Annotated in this window: 14 protein-coding genes; 10 read left to right on the top strand and 4 right to left on the bottom strand. The window is 63.7% G+C overall.

Annotation, left to right across the window (positions count from 1 at the left end; genetic code table 11):
- Positions 1-156 precede the first annotated feature (156 nt).
- On the top strand, positions 157-1,257 hold the full coding sequence (locus I7X09_RS06860; protein WP_200316174.1) for a C40 family peptidase: 1,101 nt from the start codon (positions 157-159) through the stop codon (positions 1,255-1,257).
- Between the two features lie 104 nt (positions 1,258-1,361).
- Here I7X09_RS06860 and greA read toward each other — a convergent pair whose 3' ends face one another.
- Entirely contained in the window at positions 1,362-1,856 is a 495-nt protein-coding gene (gene greA / locus I7X09_RS06855; protein ID WP_007726385.1) for a transcription elongation factor GreA, read from the bottom strand.
- Between the two features lie 215 nt (positions 1,857-2,071).
- Complete coding sequence (locus I7X09_RS06850; protein WP_020970262.1) at positions 2,072-2,497, bottom strand: DUF4307 domain-containing protein; 426 nt, start codon at positions 2,495-2,497, stop codon at positions 2,072-2,074.
- Positions 2,498-2,752: 255 nt separating this feature from the next.
- Between I7X09_RS06850 and mca the strand changes: the two genes are divergently transcribed.
- From mca to I7X09_RS06835, 3 genes are read left to right on the top strand one after another with little or no spacing between them, the layout of a single operon-like run.
- On the top strand, positions 2,753-3,631 hold the full coding sequence (gene mca, locus I7X09_RS06845; protein WP_200317706.1) for a mycothiol conjugate amidase Mca: 879 nt from the start codon (positions 2,753-2,755) through the stop codon (positions 3,629-3,631).
- Entirely contained in the window at positions 3,628-3,942 is a 315-nt protein-coding gene (locus I7X09_RS06840) for a hypothetical protein (protein ID WP_095972180.1), read from the top strand. The genes mca and I7X09_RS06840 overlap by 4 nt, the downstream gene beginning before the upstream one ends.
- A gap of 19 nt (positions 3,943-3,961) precedes the next feature.
- Complete coding sequence (locus tag I7X09_RS06835) at positions 3,962-5,989, top strand: thioredoxin domain-containing protein (RefSeq protein WP_200317704.1); 2,028 nt, start codon at positions 3,962-3,964, stop codon at positions 5,987-5,989.
- Here I7X09_RS06835 and trhA read toward each other — a convergent pair.
- On the bottom strand, positions 5,956-6,624 hold the full coding sequence (trhA, locus tag I7X09_RS06830) for a PAQR family membrane homeostasis protein TrhA (RefSeq protein ID WP_200316171.1): 669 nt from the start codon (positions 6,622-6,624) through the stop codon (positions 5,956-5,958). The two genes, I7X09_RS06835 and trhA, sit on opposite strands and share 34 nt — an antisense overlap.
- A 172-nt stretch (positions 6,625-6,796) precedes the next feature.
- Here trhA and I7X09_RS06825 point away from each other — a divergent pair, with 172 nt between their 5' ends.
- Positions 6,797-7,564, top strand: a complete 768-nt coding sequence (locus I7X09_RS06825) for an isoprenyl transferase (protein ID WP_095972183.1) — start codon at positions 6,797-6,799, stop codon at positions 7,562-7,564.
- 6 nt (positions 7,565-7,570) lie between these two features.
- Here I7X09_RS06825 and coaA read toward each other — a convergent pair whose 3' ends face one another.
- Positions 7,571-8,503 carry a type I pantothenate kinase gene (gene coaA / locus I7X09_RS06820; RefSeq protein WP_095972184.1) on the bottom strand — a complete coding sequence of 311 codons (933 nt, stop codon included), beginning with the start codon at positions 8,501-8,503 and terminating at the stop codon, positions 7,571-7,573.
- 172 nt (positions 8,504-8,675) lie between these two features.
- Here coaA and I7X09_RS06815 point away from each other — a divergent pair, with 172 nt between their 5' ends.
- The 5 genes from I7X09_RS06815 (at position 8,676) to I7X09_RS06795 (ending at position 15,236) form a co-directional block, all read left to right on the top strand.
- Positions 8,676-9,872 (top strand): DUF885 domain-containing protein, encoded by a 1,197-nt coding sequence (locus tag I7X09_RS06815; RefSeq protein ID WP_200316164.1) that lies wholly within the window; start codon positions 8,676-8,678, stop codon positions 9,870-9,872.
- Positions 9,873-9,948: 76 nt separating this feature from the next.
- Entirely contained in the window at positions 9,949-11,256 is a 1,308-nt protein-coding gene (gene glyA / locus I7X09_RS06810; protein WP_003945195.1) for a serine hydroxymethyltransferase, read from the top strand.
- 160 nt (positions 11,257-11,416) lie between these two features.
- Positions 11,417-12,850, top strand: a complete 1,434-nt coding sequence (locus I7X09_RS06805) for an amidase (protein WP_200316162.1) — start codon at positions 11,417-11,419, stop codon at positions 12,848-12,850.
- Positions 12,851-12,876: 26 nt separating this feature from the next.
- Positions 12,877-13,593, top strand: coding sequence for a helix-turn-helix transcriptional regulator (locus I7X09_RS06800; protein ID WP_200316160.1), 717 nt, complete (start codon positions 12,877-12,879; stop codon positions 13,591-13,593).
- 275 nt (positions 13,594-13,868) lie between these two features.
- The gene (locus tag I7X09_RS06795; RefSeq protein WP_007726365.1) at positions 13,869-15,236 is read left to right on the top strand and encodes a PhoH family protein; all 1,368 of its coding nucleotides are present in this window, start codon (positions 13,869-13,871) and stop codon (positions 15,234-15,236) included.
- Positions 15,237-15,281 lie beyond the last annotated feature (45 nt).

Here is a 15,281-nt window from a genome sequence, read left to right as displayed (position 1 = left end):
ATTTGCGTAACGCCCACCGAGATAAATGAGACATTGGTTACAGGAGTCGCGAGACTGAGCAGTGTCGAATGCATGTTCGAAAGAGTAGATGTTCGCACCGACAAGTTTCGGGTACGACCACGTACGTAGATTTTCAGAGGTTTATCGGAGGTTCGGATGGCAGTCGGTGTCCTGGCGATCGCTGTGTCGATCGGCACCGCACTGGGCGTGATGAGTGGAACTCTCGGAGCGCCCGCACAAGTCGAGAAGAACGAGTCTTCGAATGCTGCAGTCACACTCGCAGCCTGGAACGGACCGGCACGAACTCAGGACACGCCTGAGGGAATCGTGCCGTCCGTACCCTCCAACTTTCCGGGAGCGGCGTTGGCGCCCGTGGGAGCGGTGGCGGTGTTCGCGCCGTGGATCAAGAAGGCCGGCGCACTGTGCTCCGAGATCACCCCTGCGGTGATCGCCTCGTTGTACTCGGTCGAGAACGGATTCAAGTACGGACCCGATACCGACATCTCACCGGAAGGTGGGCGCGGGCCTGGCCGTTTCACCACTGCGGCGTGGACCGCTTACGGCAAGGACGGCGACGGCGACGGGAAGATGGACATCCTGGGTGTCGCCGACCCGGTGATGACAACCGGCTACCGGTTGTGCGATCTCGTCAAGCAAGCGCAGTCCTGGCAGAAGTCCGGTGAGGTCGAGGGCGATACCGTCGACCTCGCGCTCGCTGCCTACGACGTCGGACCCGACGCCGTACGTGAAGCGGGCGGCGTACCGGCAGACAAGTCGGGCGAGGTTCCCGCGGAGCAGGCGGTCGCCGCTCCGTTCGTCGCTCAGATCAAATCTCTGCAGGACTCTTTCGCCCTGATGCTCGCACCCTTCGACTACAACAACCTCGCCGCCGCGGTCGGCGGTGTCGTCGAGGCCGGTCTGAAGTTTCTCGGATTGCCCTACGTCTGGGGCGGCGGAAACATCAACGGGCCGTCGATGGGCGGGTTCGACTGCTCGGGTCTGACGTCGTACGCGATCCACGCGGCCACCGGCGTGACGCTGCCGCGGACCTCCGAGACACAGTGGGGCGTCGGCGTCGAGATCCCGCTGGATCAGGCGCAGCCCGGTGACCTGTTGTTCGGCAACTGGCAGGCAGGCGGCCCCGGCCACGTGGCGATCTACGTCGGCAACGGTCAGATGCTTCACGCACCCACATTCGGTGACGTGGTGAAGGTCGGCCCGATCTTCGCCGGCATGAAGGCCCGCCGCGTGGTGTGAGTGAGCCGGAACAGCAAGCGCCGACAGAGCAAGAAGCGCCACCCGACCAAGTCGGGTGGCGCTTCTTTTCAGAGCTGGTGCTTCTTCGGCGTTCGTACGGCCGATCAGCTGTGGTAAGGCTCCGCGCTCAGCAGCGTGACCTTCATGGTGCTGCCGTTGGGCAGGTTGTACTCACGAGTGTCGCCGACCTTGGCTTCGAGCAGCGCGCCGCCCAGCGGTGAGTTCGGGGAGTAGACCTCGAGCTTGGCGTCACGTGCGCCTTCTTCGCGGGTAGCGATCAGGAACGTCTCGGTGTCACTCTCGTCGCCGTCGTAGTAGACCTTGACTACGGATCCGGGCAGTGCAACACCGGACTGAGTGGGGGCCTCGCCGACCTTTGCGCTGTTCAGCAGCTCCTGGAGCTGGCGAATGCGGGCTTCCTGCTGACCCTGCTCTTCGCGGGCAGCGTGGTAGCCACCGTTCTCTTTCAGGTCACCCTCTTCGCGACGCTCGTTGATCTCGGCGGCGATGACCGGGCGATTGGCGATGAGCTGGTCGAGTTCGTTCTTGAGCCTGTCATGTGATTCCTGGGTAAGCCAGGTCACCTGGGTCTCGGTCATCTCGATCACTCCCTAGTAGTCGGAGCCGGGGGCTCCCTCGACGATCACTGCAACAGCAGCGAACAACGACTCGGACGCATCACCGAAGATGCAACCTTGCCGTCAATGCAGCAATACACGGTTCCACCCGGAACCGTGTATCGGGCAATTCTATCACGCATGACTACCCGCCCTGTCCGTCGCCAAACGTCCGGCAGGGTGGGTGCGTTCCGAGGTCAGCTCTTTGTCAGGTACTCCGGAACGTCGAAGCTGCAGCCGTAGACGTCGGCCATGCCTGGCGGCTGGGACGTCTTGACCTCGGTGTTGAACTCGAGGGTTTGATGCTCAGACGACGGGACGTAGACCTCACGTCGTCCGGTTTCGGAACCGTCCTTCGAGCGAGCGCGCACGATGCACATCGCGTCACGTGACGAGTCGTCGCGCGTGACGGTGAAACGGATCTTCACCGTGGAGTCGTTGGCGATGTCGAACGAGATGGTCTCGGTCTCGATTTCCTTGACCGCAAATTTTCCGTATGCGTAGTACGCGATTCCGCCGCCTACGACGATGACGAGAGCGGTCAGAGCCCACACCATCCACTTGCGGGGACTGCCCGTGCGAGTAGTGCTCGGGTACCGATCTTGGGGAAGCGGTTTGCTCATCACTCTGCTCTCGAAGACTCGAGTTCACGTGTCGTGCAGCAACTGACTGCGCCCCACCGAACTACCGAAGGGGTCACGGCTGCGCCAGGAACTCTCGGGTGGAACTATAGAGGACGTGTCCCGTCGCGCCGTCGGTAGGTTTGTCGGCAGTCGGTACGTTTGACGGCGAAGGCCCGGAGTAATCCGAGCACTGCACAGCGTGTGAATCGAAGACTGCCGGTAACGGCTAGAGGTGAAGTTGAGGTGAACGAACACGTGAGCGGATTCCGGCTCATGGCCGTCCATGCCCATCCCGACGACGAGTCGAGCAAGGGTGCGGCCACCACCGCCCGTTATGCAGCCGAAGGCCACGAAGTGATGGTCCTGACGCTCACCGGGGGCGAGCGTGGCGACATTCTCAACCCGGCCATGGACGTTCCCGGCGTCCGCGATCGAATCAGCGAAGTCCGCCAGGAGGAGATGGCCGAGGCCGCTCGCATTCTGGGCGTGAAGCAGCGCTGGCTCGGTTTCGTCGATTCCGGGCTTCCCGAGGGCGACCCGCTTCCGCCGCTGCCCGAAGGGTGCTTCGCCCTCGTTCCGCTCGACGAGTCGACGCGCGCGCTGGTCAAGGTGATTCGCGAGTTCCGTCCCCACGTCGTCACGACGTACGACGAGAACGGTGGATACCCGCACCCGGATCACATCCGGTGCCACGAGGTGACGATGGCTGCGTACGAGGCCGCTGCCGATCCCGAGTACTTCCCCGAGGACGGGGAGCCGTGGGAGATCAAGAAGGTCTACTACTCGCACGGGTTCATCCGTAAGCGCCTCGAACTCTTCCAGGAGGAGTACGAGCGTCGCGGTGAGCCGTTCCCGATGGCGGACTGGCTCAAGAAGTGGAAGACCGAGCGTGGCGACATGATGGTCCGGGTGACCACTCAGGTCACGTGCGGCGATTACTTTCCCCAGCGAGACGACGCCCTGCGTGCGCACGCGACGCAGATCGATCCCAACGGTTCGTTCTTCGCTGTGCCGCTCGACATTCAGCAGAAGATCTGGCCCACCGAGGAATTCGAGCTCGCCAAGACGCGGGTCACCACGTCCATTCCGGAAACCGACCTGTTCGCAGGTCTCGAAGAGGACGCTCAGAAGTGAATGCTCTGTCCGCCGAGGTAATCCTCGGCACCACACAATTTCTTGCTCAGACCCCGAGTAATCCATCCGGCCCGGAGTTCGGAAAGTCGTCTCCGGTCGGCCTGGTGGTCATTCTTGCGCTACTCATCGGTGTGATCCTTCTGGTCCGGTCGATGAATCGTCAGCTCAAGAAGCTGCCGGAAACCTTCGAACCGGATCATCCCGAACTCGATCAGCAGGCAGACGAAGGCACCGACCGGGGAGCCATCACAGCTCCGAGCCCGGCGGAACCGAACGTCTCTACCGAGAAGAAGCCGAAGCAAGAATCCTGAGACGAACGGGGTAGGGATGATGGACCCACGGATGCGGAACAACCTGGGTGGGTCCTCGAGCCCCTACCTGCGTCAGCACGCCGACAATCCGGTCCACTGGCAACAGTGGGGTGAAGAAGCGATGGAGTGGGCGCGCGAGCGCGACGTGCCGATCCTTCTCTCGATCGGGTACTCGGCGTGCCACTGGTGCCACGTCATGGCGCACGAGTCGTTCGAGAACGACGAGATCGCGGCCATCATGAACGAGAACTTCGTCTGTGTGAAGGTGGACCGCGAAGAGCGTCCCGACATCGACGCCGTTTACATGAATGCGACAGTCGCGATGACCGGCCAGGGCGGCTGGCCGATGACGTGTTTCCTGACTCCCGACGGTTCCCCCTTCTACTGCGGTACGTACTACCCGCCGGCGCCTCGCGGCGGAATGCCCTCGTTCACACAGCTTCTCGAAGCGATCGCGGACACCTTCACCAATCGGCGCGACGAGGTCGACAACGCGGCGCAGTCGATCGTGACGGAACTTCAGCGCGCGTCGGGCGGAATTCCGTACGGCGGAGCGCCAGTCGACGCGGAGTTGCTCGATGCGGCGGGTCGATCGATCCTCGGTGACGAAGACATCCCGCGCGGGGGATTCGGTGGGGCACCGAAGTTTCCGCCGTCGGCACTGCTGGAGGGACTTCTCCGACAGTTCGAGCGAACGGGTTCGGGCGAGATCCTCGGCGGCGTCGAGCGCACCGCCGAAGCAATGGCTCGTGGCGGGATCTACGACCAGTTGGGTGGCGGTTTCTCGCGCTACTCGGTCGATGCCGAGTGGGTGGTTCCGCACTTCGAGAAGATGCTCTACGACAACGCGTTGCTCCTGCGTTTCTACGCGCACTGGGCGCGGCGAACCGGTTCGGACCTGGCCACTCGCGTCACCGAGGAGACCGCAAGGTTCCTGCTTTCCGATCTGCTGACCGAGAACGGTTGCTTCGCTTCGGCTCTCGACGCCGACACCGACGGCGTCGAAGGCCTCACGTACGTATGGACGCCGGCGCAGTTGGTCGAGGTACTCGGTGCGGAGGACGGACAGTGGGCGTCGGAGTTGTTCCGGGTCACCGATACCGGCACGTTCGAAGAGGGTGCTTCGGTATTGCAGTTGCTCCGAGACCCCGACGACTGGTCACGCTGGCAGCGGGTCTCCGACGCCCTACGCGCTGTCCGGGCCGGGCGTCCACAGCCTGGTCGCGACGACAAAGTGGTGACGGCCTGGAACGGGCTGACCGTCACGGCGTTGACGGAATCGGGGTTGGCCCTGGATCGACCCGATTGGATCGCTGCGGCAGCCGAGTGCGCAGGCGCTCTTCTCGACCTTCACCTGGTGGACGGTCATCTACGTCGCGCATCCCTCGGCGGGGCTGTCGGTGCCCCGACAGGCGTGCTCGAGGATTACGCAATGTTGGCCACCGGCCTCCTGGCTCTCTACCAGGCAACGGGATTGGCGCGGTGGCTCGATGCGGCGCAGCAGTTGCTCGACGTCACTGTCGACCACTTCGCTGATCCGGCCGAGCCGGGAAGCTGGTTCGACACGGCCGATTTCGCGGAGTCGCTCGTGACTCGGCCCCGAGACCCGTTGGACGGCGCGACGCCGTCCGGTGCGTCGAGCGTCGCGGAGGCTCTGTTGACCGCAGCGGCGTTGACCGATGCCGAGCGCTCTTCTCGTTACGCCCAGGCCGCGGCGGACGCGCTGGCGAGGGCCACGCTGCCGCTCGAGCGTGCGCCTCGGTCGGCGGGGCACTGGCTCGCGGTGGCGGAAGCGTCGTTGCGCGGTCCGATACAGGTGGCCGTCGTCGGGGAAGGTTCGCTGTTGGCCGATGCCCGCCGGCTTGCCCCGGGCGGTGCAGTGGTTGTCGGGGGTGCCCCGGATTCTTCACCGCTGCTTGCGGATCGACCCCTAGTCGACGGTGGTGAAGCCGCGTACATCTGTCGGGGATTCGTGTGTGATCGGCCGGTGACGACGGTGGTGGAACTGGCGAGTCAGTTGAACACCACGAGCCATACCGCGATGTAGTGGCAGATCGCTGCGATGACGGTGGCAGCGTGGAAGAACTCGTGATGCCCGAACGTCGTGGGCCACGGGTTGGGCCATTTCGTCGCGTACAGAATTGCGCCGACGCTGTAGAAGATCCCGCCGACGAGCAGCAGCACCATCGGCGCCACACCGACCTGGTGTGTCAGTTCACCGACCACCGGAACGATCGCCCAGCCGAGGAGAAGGTAGAGCGGTACCCCCACCCATTTCGGCGCGGTGGGCCGGAGCATCTTGAGGGCCACGCCGGCCAGCGCGCCTGCCCACACGATCGCAAGAATGATCTTGCCGGTGTGGGTAGGGAGACCGAGCATGGCGAACGGTGTGTAGCTGCCGGCGATGAAGAGAAAGATCATCGAATGGTCCGCGCGCTTCATCCACGTACGGCCCTTGACGGTCTGCCACTGGATACGATGATAGGTCGCGCTGATGCCGAAGAGGCCGCAGATCGTGATGCTGTAGATTGCGGTTGCCCAAGCCGCCTTGGCGCCTACTTGAGCGCCGGCTACGGAGACGAGAACGATGCCTGCGACGACGGAGACACCGAGCGCCCACAGGTGGATCCAACCGCGCATGCGTGGTTTGACCGGAAGCTCGTCGAGCCCGAATGCCGTCATGTGCAACCCCTCTCGTTCCGTGTTGTTGCGAACCGCGTAACCTACGGTACCGTAGGTTACGCACCAGTAGCATAACCTACCTGCGGGTTTTCGACGCGCACAAAAAGCGTGACGGCGCTCGCATGTGGCGGTGACCGGCGGGCGTACTCTTTGACACCATGGTGATGTCACGGTGAATCTGCGCGGACTGCTGTACAGCATCTACGAGCGACGGCTCCTCAGTCATCTCGACGGTCTCGCGCACCCACGGCACGTCGCCGTGATGTGTGACGGAAATCGGCGATGGGCTCGCGAGAACGGCTTCACGGATGTCAGTCACGGGCACCGCATGGGCGCACTCAAGATCGCCGAATTGCTCGAGTGGTGTGATGCCGCCGGGATCGAGATGGCAACCATCTACCTGCTCTCGACCGAGAACCTGCGCCGCGAGCCGGAAGAGCTCGACACCCTTCTCGAGATCATCACCGACGTCGTCGAGGAGATCTCGGGTCCCGGGAAGAACTGGAGTGTGCAGATCGTCGGTGCCCTCGATCTTCTGCCGCCCGAGCAGTCCAGGCGGTTGCGCGAAGCTGCCGCCGGAACCAGCGGTCGAACCGGCACGCATGTCAACGTCGCGATCGGATACGGCGGACGACAGGAGATCGCCGACGCTGTCCAATCGCTCCTGCGCGACAAGATCGGTGAGGGGCTGGGTGGAGACGAACTGATCCAGGCGGTCACGGTCGACGGCATCGACGGTCACCTCTACACGTCGGGCCAGCCCGATCCGGACCTCGTGATTCGCACGTCCGGCGAGCAGCGGCTCTCCGGATTCCTGTTGTGGCAGAGCGCTTATTCGGAAATCTGGTTCACCGAGGCGTACTGGCCCGAGTTCCGCCGAGTCGATTTCCTTCGGGCCTTGCGTGACTACGCGGCGCGCCACCGACGGTTCGGCGCCTGAGCGGGCTCAGAGCTTGCGCAGTCGGAGCCGGTTGATCGTGTGATCGGCGTCCTTGCGCAGCACCAGGGTGGCGCGAGGGCGGGTAGGAAGAATGTTCTCCACCAGGTTCGGGTGGTTGATCGAGTTCCAGATCTCCTTCGCCGCGATGGTCGCGTCACGGTCGGAGAGCCCCGAGTAGTGGTGGAAGTGAGCGCTAGGGTCGGCGAACGACGTATTGCGGAGCGCGAGGAATCGCTGGATGTACCAGGCTTCGATGTCTTCGATCCGGGCGTCGACGTAGATCGAGAAGTCGAAGAGGTCGGAGACCATCAGACGCGGACCCGTCTGCAGGACGTTGAGGCCTTCGATGATGAGGATGTCCGGCTGGCGGATGAGGTGGTACTGGCCCGGGATGATGTCGTACGAGGTGTGCGAATACACCGGCGCTGCTACTTCTTCGGCGCCGGACTTCACCTCGGTGACGAAGCGCAACAACTTGCGGCGATCGTAGCTCTCGGGAAAACCCTTGCGGTGCATGATGCCTCGCCGCTGGAGTTCCTTGGTCGGATAGAGGAATCCGTCCGTGGTGACGAGATCGACGCGCGGATGGTGATCCCAGCGAGCCAGGAGAGCTTGCAGCACACGAGCAGTCGTGGATTTACCGACGGCAACCGAACCGGCCACACCGATGACGAAGGGCACCTGACGATCGGGATGCTTCTCGCCGAGGAACGTCGCGGTGGCCGCGAACAGTCGTTGGCGTGCCGCCACCTGCAGGTGGATCAGACGCGCGAGGGGGAGATACACCTCGGCAACTTCTTCGAGATCGATCTGCTCACCGAGACCACGCAGGCCGTACAACTCGTCCTCGGTCAACACCAGTGGCGTCGACTTACGCAGTGTCCGCCACTGCTTGCGGTCGAACTCGACGTAGGGACTCGATTCGTTGGTGCGCGCCATCAGCCCAGCTCACCGGCGCGTAGTGAACCCGGGGCCCGGCGGACGAAACAGCTATGCGAGCAAGCCAGGCGCGTGTGCGCACGATCCGAGTGCATAGTCGGATTGTGCTCGGTGCCACGTCCGGGACTTTCGCCGGGTGGCATTCCGGAGCGAGCGACTAGGCTCGGTCGTTATGGATCCAGACACACTTGTTCGCCAATACCTGCTGCTCGGACTGGGTTTCGACCGTCTCGAGGACGGGTTCGTCGACGCGTTCACCGGTGACCCGGCGCTGCGTAAGCAGGTCGAGAGTGCCCCGAAGCCCGATCCGCGTGAACTTGCCCGCACGGCACGTGAATTGCGCGGCGAACTGGCCGGAAGTGGTCTGAATGCCGAACGCGCCCATTTCATCGACGTTCATCTGCGTGCCCTGGAATGCTCCGGGCGCAAGTTCGCGGGTGAGGACATCGGCTTCGTGGACGAGGTGGAGGCGTATTTCGACGTACGAATCGACAAGGGAAACGAGGATGCCTACAGCGACGCTCACCGGTTGATGGGTGAAGTTCTGCCCGGTCCGGGACCGTTGGCGCAACGGGTGCAGGCGCATCGCAAGGCCGACGAGATCCCCGCGGCGAGACTGAACGAGTGCGTCGAGGCGATGTCGAGCGCGCTGCGTGATCTGGTTCGCGGCACCTTCGGGCTCCCCGCGTCGGAAACCGTCGAATACGAAGTGGTGGGGGACAAGCCGTGGTCCGGCTTCAACTACTACCTCGGTGACTACCGCTCCAAGGTCGCGATCAATTCGGATCTGCCGCAGTTCATGGCCAACCTGCCGCGGCTGATCGCGCACGAGTCCTACCCCGGCCATCACACCGAGCATTGCCGCAAGGAAGCCGGCCTCGTCGGAACCGGCCAACTCGAGCAGACGCTGTTTCTGGTCAACACGCCGCAGTGCATCATGGCCGAAGGCCTCGCCGATCTGGCGCTCGAAGCGATAGTCGGCCCGGACTGGGGTTTGTGGGCGCAGGAAATCTACGCCGACCTCGGATTGTCTTTCGACGGGGAAAAGGCGCAACGGCTCTCCACCGCGTCGGGGCAGCTGCTGAGCGTTCGTCAGGACGCCGCTCTGATGTTGCACGACGAGGGTCGCAGCCTCGACGACGTTGCCCTCTTCCTGGAACGATGGTCGCTGTCGACGCCGGAACGCGCTCGCCAATCGCTCAAGTTCCTCTCGTCACCGCTGTGGCGCGCTTACACCAGCACATATGTCGAGGGATACCGGCTGCTCGGGGGCTGGCTGGACGAGGTGCCGGTGGGCGCAGAGCGCACCGAACGGTTCCGCAGGCTGCTCGACGAGCCGCTGGTCCCCAGCTCTCTGCGTGCTGCCTAGTGCCGGGTGGAGACGGCGGGAGCGAACTTCGTAGACTGGACGCATTCGTTTCCGCATCCAGCTTGGAGATTCCTCGATGACCGCTGTGCCCGGCTCCGACGTCAACTCTGCATCACTCGCCGAACTCGATCCCGAAGTCGCCGAGGCGATGGCTGGTGAATTGGCTCGTCAGCGCGACACGCTCGAGATGATCGCGTCGGAAAACTTCGTTCCCCGCTCGGTTCTGCAGGCTCAGGGCAGCGTCCTGACCAACAAGTACGCCGAGGGCTACCCGGGACGTCGTTACTACGGCGGTTGCGAGCACGTCGACGTCATCGAGGATCTTGCGCGCAACCGTGCGAAGGAACTCTTCGGTGCGGAGTTCGCCAACGTTCAGCCGCACTCGGGCGCACAGGCCAATGCTGCTGTCCTGATGGCTCTGATGAACCCGGGTGAAAAGCTGCTCGGCCTCGACCTCGCACATGGCGGTCACCTCACGCACGGCATGAAGCTCAACTTCTCCGGCAAGTTGTACGACGTCGCGTCCTACGGCGTCAGCAAGGAAGATCACCGCATCGACATGGACGAGGTGCGCTCGATCGCCCTCGCCGAGAAGCCGAAGGTCATCGTCGCCGGCTGGTCCGCGTACCCGCGTCAGCAGGACTTCGCGGCCTTCCGTGCGATCGCCGACGAAGTCGGGGCGTACCTGTGGGTCGACATGGCTCACTTCGCCGGACTGGTGGCAGCCGGCCTGCACCCGTCGCCCGTCCCGTACGCGGACGTCGTCTCCTCGACCGTCCACAAGACCCTCGGTGGACCGCGTTCCGGTCTGATCCTGGCGAAGAAGGAGTGGGCCAAGAAGCTCAACTCCGCTGTCTTCCCCGGTCAGCAGGGCGGTCCGCTCATGCATGCCATCGCGGCCAAGGCAGTCACCTTCAAGATCGCTGCCGGTGAAGAGTTCAAGGATCGTCAGGCACGCACCCTTTCCGGTGCGCGCATCCTGGCCGAGCGTCTGGGCAACAAGGACGTCGCAGATCAGGGCATCAGCGTTCTGACCGGCGGCACCGACGTTCACCTCGTTCTCGTGGACCTGCGTAACTCGCAGCTCGACGGCCAGCAGGGTGAGGACCTTCTGCACGAAATCGGCATCACGGTCAACCGCAACGCTGTTCCGTTCGATCCCCGCCCGCCGATGACCACCTCCGGTCTGCGCATCGGTACCGCTGCGTTGGCCACCCGCGGATTCGGCGATGCCGAGTTCACCGAGGTCGCCGACATCATCGGTACTGCTCTGGCCGGCAACGCGGATCTGCCGGCGCTGCGTGCGCGTGTGGCCAAGCTCGCTCTCGACCTTCCGCTCTACGACGGTCTCGAGAACTGGGGCCTGCTCAGCAAGAACGTCTAGGAATTTCTTCACCGACGGCCCGGTCCCTTTCGAGGGGCCGGGCCGTCGGTGTTCATGGATGGGCGGTTCACGGAGTTGTGGCATCGGTCACATGACCGATGGTGGCCGAGTTCGGCGCTTCCTAGCCTGAGAGCATCACCCCTCCGGCGAAGGAAACCCCATGACCGAACAGAATCTGCATTGGCTCTCCGCTACCGAGATGGCGGCGTCGGTTGCGTCGAACAGTCTCTCGCCCAACGAGATTGCCGAAGCGATGATCCAGCGGGTCGACGCCGTCAATCCGTCGATCAACGCGATAGTGCAGTTCGATCGTGAGCAGGTCACCCGCGACGCGGCCGAACTCTCACGACAGCAGGAATCGGGCGAGAAACTCGGCCCGCTGCACGGCGTTCCGTTCACGATCAAAGATCTGACGGCAGTGAACGGGTTGCCGACCACGTTCGGGATGAAGCCGATGGCCGACAACATCGCCACGGTAAATGCAGTCGTCGTGGACAGGCTGCGGGGCGCCGGCGGACTGTTCCTGGGAAAGACGAACACTCCCGAAAGCGGTTACTACGGTGGCACCGACAACCACCTGTACGGGCCGACGCACAACCCGTGGAAGCTCGGCAACAGCGCGGGTGGGTCCAGTGGCGGTGCGTCGGCTGCTGTGGCTGCAGGCCTCGGGCCACTTGCCGAGGGCAGTGACGGCGCCGGATCGGTGCGTATCCCGTCGGCGCTCTGCGGGGTCGTCGGGTTGAAGCCGACCACTGGCGTCATCCCGCAGACCATCCTGGCCGGGCGCTTCTACAACTGGGCGTACCACGGTCCGATCACCAGGACTGTCGCTGACAACGCGCTCATGCTCGACATCATGGCCGGGCCGGACAATGCGGATCCGCTCTCGATCGAGCGTGCCGAGACCTCGTACGTCGAAGCATCGAAGGGCGACGTGAAGGGGCTTCGCGTCGCGTGGTCGACGAATCTCGGTCTCGGCCACGTGGATCCGGAGGTACTGGCAGTGTGCCTCGACGCGTTGTCGGCCTTCGAGGAATTGGGTGCCCAGATCACCGAGGCGACCCCGCAGTGGGGAAATCCGTCGGAGTCGATGTGGAACGGCATCTGGGTTCCCGGTTTCGCTTCCGAATACGACTTGCTCGACTGGGAGGACCAACGCGGCGAGGTCGACGACAACCTGATCGAGATCATGCACGAGGCCGAGCGGCTCACCGGTGTCGACGTCGGGCGGGCCGACGCATTCCGCGGCGTCATGTGGGACACGTGGACCACGTTCATGAACGACTACGACGTGTTGGTCTCGCCGACCTTGGCTTCGGCCACGTTCCCGCTCAGTCAGTTCGCGCCGTCGTGGCTCGAAGGCGCGTCGCTGCGTGAGCAGTTGCTCGATTGGCTCTTCACCTACCCGTACAACATGCTCAACAATCCGGCGATCACCGTGCCCGCCGGATTTACCGCCGACGGTCGACCGGTGGGGCTGCAGATCGCCGCACGTCACCGCCAGGACGCACTGGTTCTACGGACTGCCGCGAACTTCGAAGCGGTGCGTCCGTGGGCGGACAAGAAGCCGGCCGATTCACTGGTGGTGGTCTAGCTCACACGATTGGCTAGATTGGTGTGATGACGTCTGTACTGCCTGATCGCGGCGCCGGACCTGACATGTTCGCGCCGCGATCGCCGGCGGCCGGGGCCTACGGCATTCTCGGCCTGTGTGCCGAAGAACTCCGCGCACGGGGACTGGCGTACTCGGCTGCGGCGGTCACGTACCGGGACCCGTCGAGCGGACGGCATCGTGCTCTGGCGAGTTCCGGATACGACGCCAAGGTGCTCGAGTTCCTGCTCGACGACTTCGTGGCCGATCGCAATCTCTTCGGCATCATTCGCGAGGCTTCGGGCGTGCCCGTGTTCTGGCAGGACGTGCCACGATTCGAGCAGGTCGAGATGGTCACCGATGTTCTCCGGCCGTCCGGGTATGCCGAGGGGGCTTCGGTCGCTTTGGGGTTCTCGGGCCGTGAGGTGACCGGATTGCTGCACATGAGCTTCGCGGATTCCGGCGTCGTCGATCGTGTGCGCGAGGTGGTGGCGGCGTCCAGCGCGGCCTGCTCGCGCGTCGTGGGGGACCAGGTGGCGCTCGATCGCGTCCATCTCAGCCCGCGGGAGATCCAAGTACTGCAATTGGTGGCCAGGGGCGCGGGCAATGTCGAGATCGCCGAGAAGTTGTTCGTCAGCCGTCGCACCGTCGCCACCCACCTCGAGAACATCTTCGGCAAGACCGGAACCAATTCGCGGGTTCAGGCAGCGGTGCGCGCTGCCAAGTGGGGTCTGATCGAGTCCTGAGTGACGCTGAATCACACGAGTGGCATTTTGTTACCTGGCGTTCACCAGATGTGCGGCTCGTTCCGTGGCGCGAGTGTCCGATCCGCAGTACCGTCGGCAGTAACGAGTAACCAGAAGTTACTTGTGCGGGAGGTTCTGATCGTGACTGAAACACTCAGTACGAGAGGGCCGGCGCCCGGCCCTTGTATCAGCTGACACAGCGTCACCTGACACCAGAGCCGTCCGGCCCAGCGAGCTGAGTTTGCGCGGGTGCCGCGCAGACCTAGGAGCCCAACGTGACTGCATCACGCTCCGTCTCTGCCCACTCGGCCCGGGCTGATCAATCAGCCGGGAATCATTCGGGAGATGCACTTCGCACGTACGTCTTGGATACCTCGGTACTACTGTCCGATCCATGGGCTGTCACACGATTCGCCGAACACCACGTGGTTCTCCCACTGGTCGTGATCAGCGAACTCGAAGGCAAGCGACACCACCACGAACTGGGATGGTTCGCCCGAGAATCGCTCCGCATGCTCGACGATCTCCGGATCGAATACAGCCGACTCGACCGTCCGGTGCCGATCGGCACCGAGAACGGGACACTGCAGGTAGAACTCAATCACACCGACCCTGCAGTCCTGCCCGTCGGATTCCGCACGGACAGTAACGATTCGAGGATTCTGGCGTGCGCGTTGAATCTTGCGGCGGAGGGCAAGGACGTAGTCCTCGTCAGCAAGGACATTCCGCTTCGCGTGAAGGCAGGCGCGGTGGGACTGCCTGCCGACGAGTACCACGCTCACGACGTCGTGCCCTCCGGATGGACGGGCATGACCGAACTGGACGTCGCGTCGACGGACATCGACGAGCTGTTCAACGAGGGATTCCTGGACCTCGACGAAGCGCGAGATCTGCCGTGTCACACGGGTCTTCGCCTGTTGGGTGGTTCGTCGAGCGCTCTCGGTCGGGTGACTCCCGACAAGCGCATCCAGTTGGTGCGCGGCGAGCGCGAGGCGTTCGGGCTGCACGGGCGCTCCGCCGAGCAGCGCATTGCGCTCGACCTCCTGATGGACGAGAGTATCGGCATCATCTCGCTCGGCGGTAAGGCGGGCACCGGTAAATCGGCCTTGGCTCTGACGGCAGGTTTGGAAGCCGTTCTCGAGCGCCGTACTCAGCGCAAGGTTGTAGTCTTTCGTCCGCTGTATGCCGTTGGCGGACAAGAACTCGGCTACCTTCCCGGTAGTGAGAGCGAGAAGATGGGCCCGTGGGCTCAGGCCGTCTTCGACACTCTGGACGGGTTGGCCTCACCCGAGGTTCTGGAAGAGGTTCTCGCCCGCGGAATGCTGGAAGTGTTGCCGCTGACGCATATTCGCGGTCGGTCGCTGCACGATTCGTTCGTGATCGTCGACGAAGCGCAGTCACTCGAGCGAAATGTTCTGCTGACAGTGCTTTCTCGTCTGGGAACCGGCTCGCGGGTGGTGCTCACTCACGACGTCGCGCAGCGTGACAACCTGCGAGTGGGCAGGCACGACGGAGTTGCGGCCGTCATCGAAAAGCTGAAGGGGCACCCGCTTTTCGCGCACATCACGCTTACGCGCAGTGAGCGTTCACCGATCGCCGAGTTGGTGACCGACATGCTCGAGGAGTTCGGCCCCACTTCCTGAGAAGCGATCTCCCCGTGCGGACTTCGGTCTGCACGGGGAGATGTA

The organism is Rhodococcus sp. P-2, from assembly GCF_016598535.1.
Classification (GTDB): Bacteria; Actinomycetota; Actinomycetes; order Mycobacteriales; family Mycobacteriaceae; genus Rhodococcus_F; species Rhodococcus_F baikonurensis.
The sequence above is the reverse complement of the archived record's forward strand: the minus strand, read 5'-3'. Positions and strand labels throughout refer to the sequence as shown.

Excerpts from the sequence above, each read along its gene's own strand:
- I7X09_RS06860 (WP_200316174.1), top strand. The coding sequence starts at position 157 with ATGGCAGTCGGTGTCCTGGCGATCGCTGTGTCGATCGGCACCGCACTG.
- greA (WP_007726385.1), bottom strand. The coding sequence starts at position 1,856 with ATGACCGAGACCCAGGTGACCTGGCTTACCCAGGAATCACATGACAGG.
- I7X09_RS06850 (WP_020970262.1), bottom strand. The coding sequence starts at position 2,497 with ATGAGCAAACCGCTTCCCCAAGATCGGTACCCGAGCACTACTCGCACG.
- I7X09_RS06835 (WP_200317704.1), top strand. The coding sequence starts at position 3,962 with ATGGACCCACGGATGCGGAACAACCTGGGTGGGTCCTCGAGCCCCTAC.
- trhA (WP_200316171.1), bottom strand. The coding sequence starts at position 6,624 with ATGACGGCATTCGGGCTCGACGAGCTTCCGGTCAAACCACGCATGCGC.
- coaA (WP_095972184.1), bottom strand. The coding sequence starts at position 8,503 with ATGGCGCGCACCAACGAATCGAGTCCCTACGTCGAGTTCGACCGCAAG.
- I7X09_RS06815 (WP_200316164.1), top strand. The coding sequence starts at position 8,676 with ATGGATCCAGACACACTTGTTCGCCAATACCTGCTGCTCGGACTGGGT.
- glyA (WP_003945195.1), top strand. The coding sequence starts at position 9,949 with ATGACCGCTGTGCCCGGCTCCGACGTCAACTCTGCATCACTCGCCGAA.
- I7X09_RS06805 (WP_200316162.1), top strand. The coding sequence starts at position 11,417 with ATGACCGAACAGAATCTGCATTGGCTCTCCGCTACCGAGATGGCGGCG.
- I7X09_RS06800 (WP_200316160.1), top strand. The coding sequence starts at position 12,877 with ATGACGTCTGTACTGCCTGATCGCGGCGCCGGACCTGACATGTTCGCG.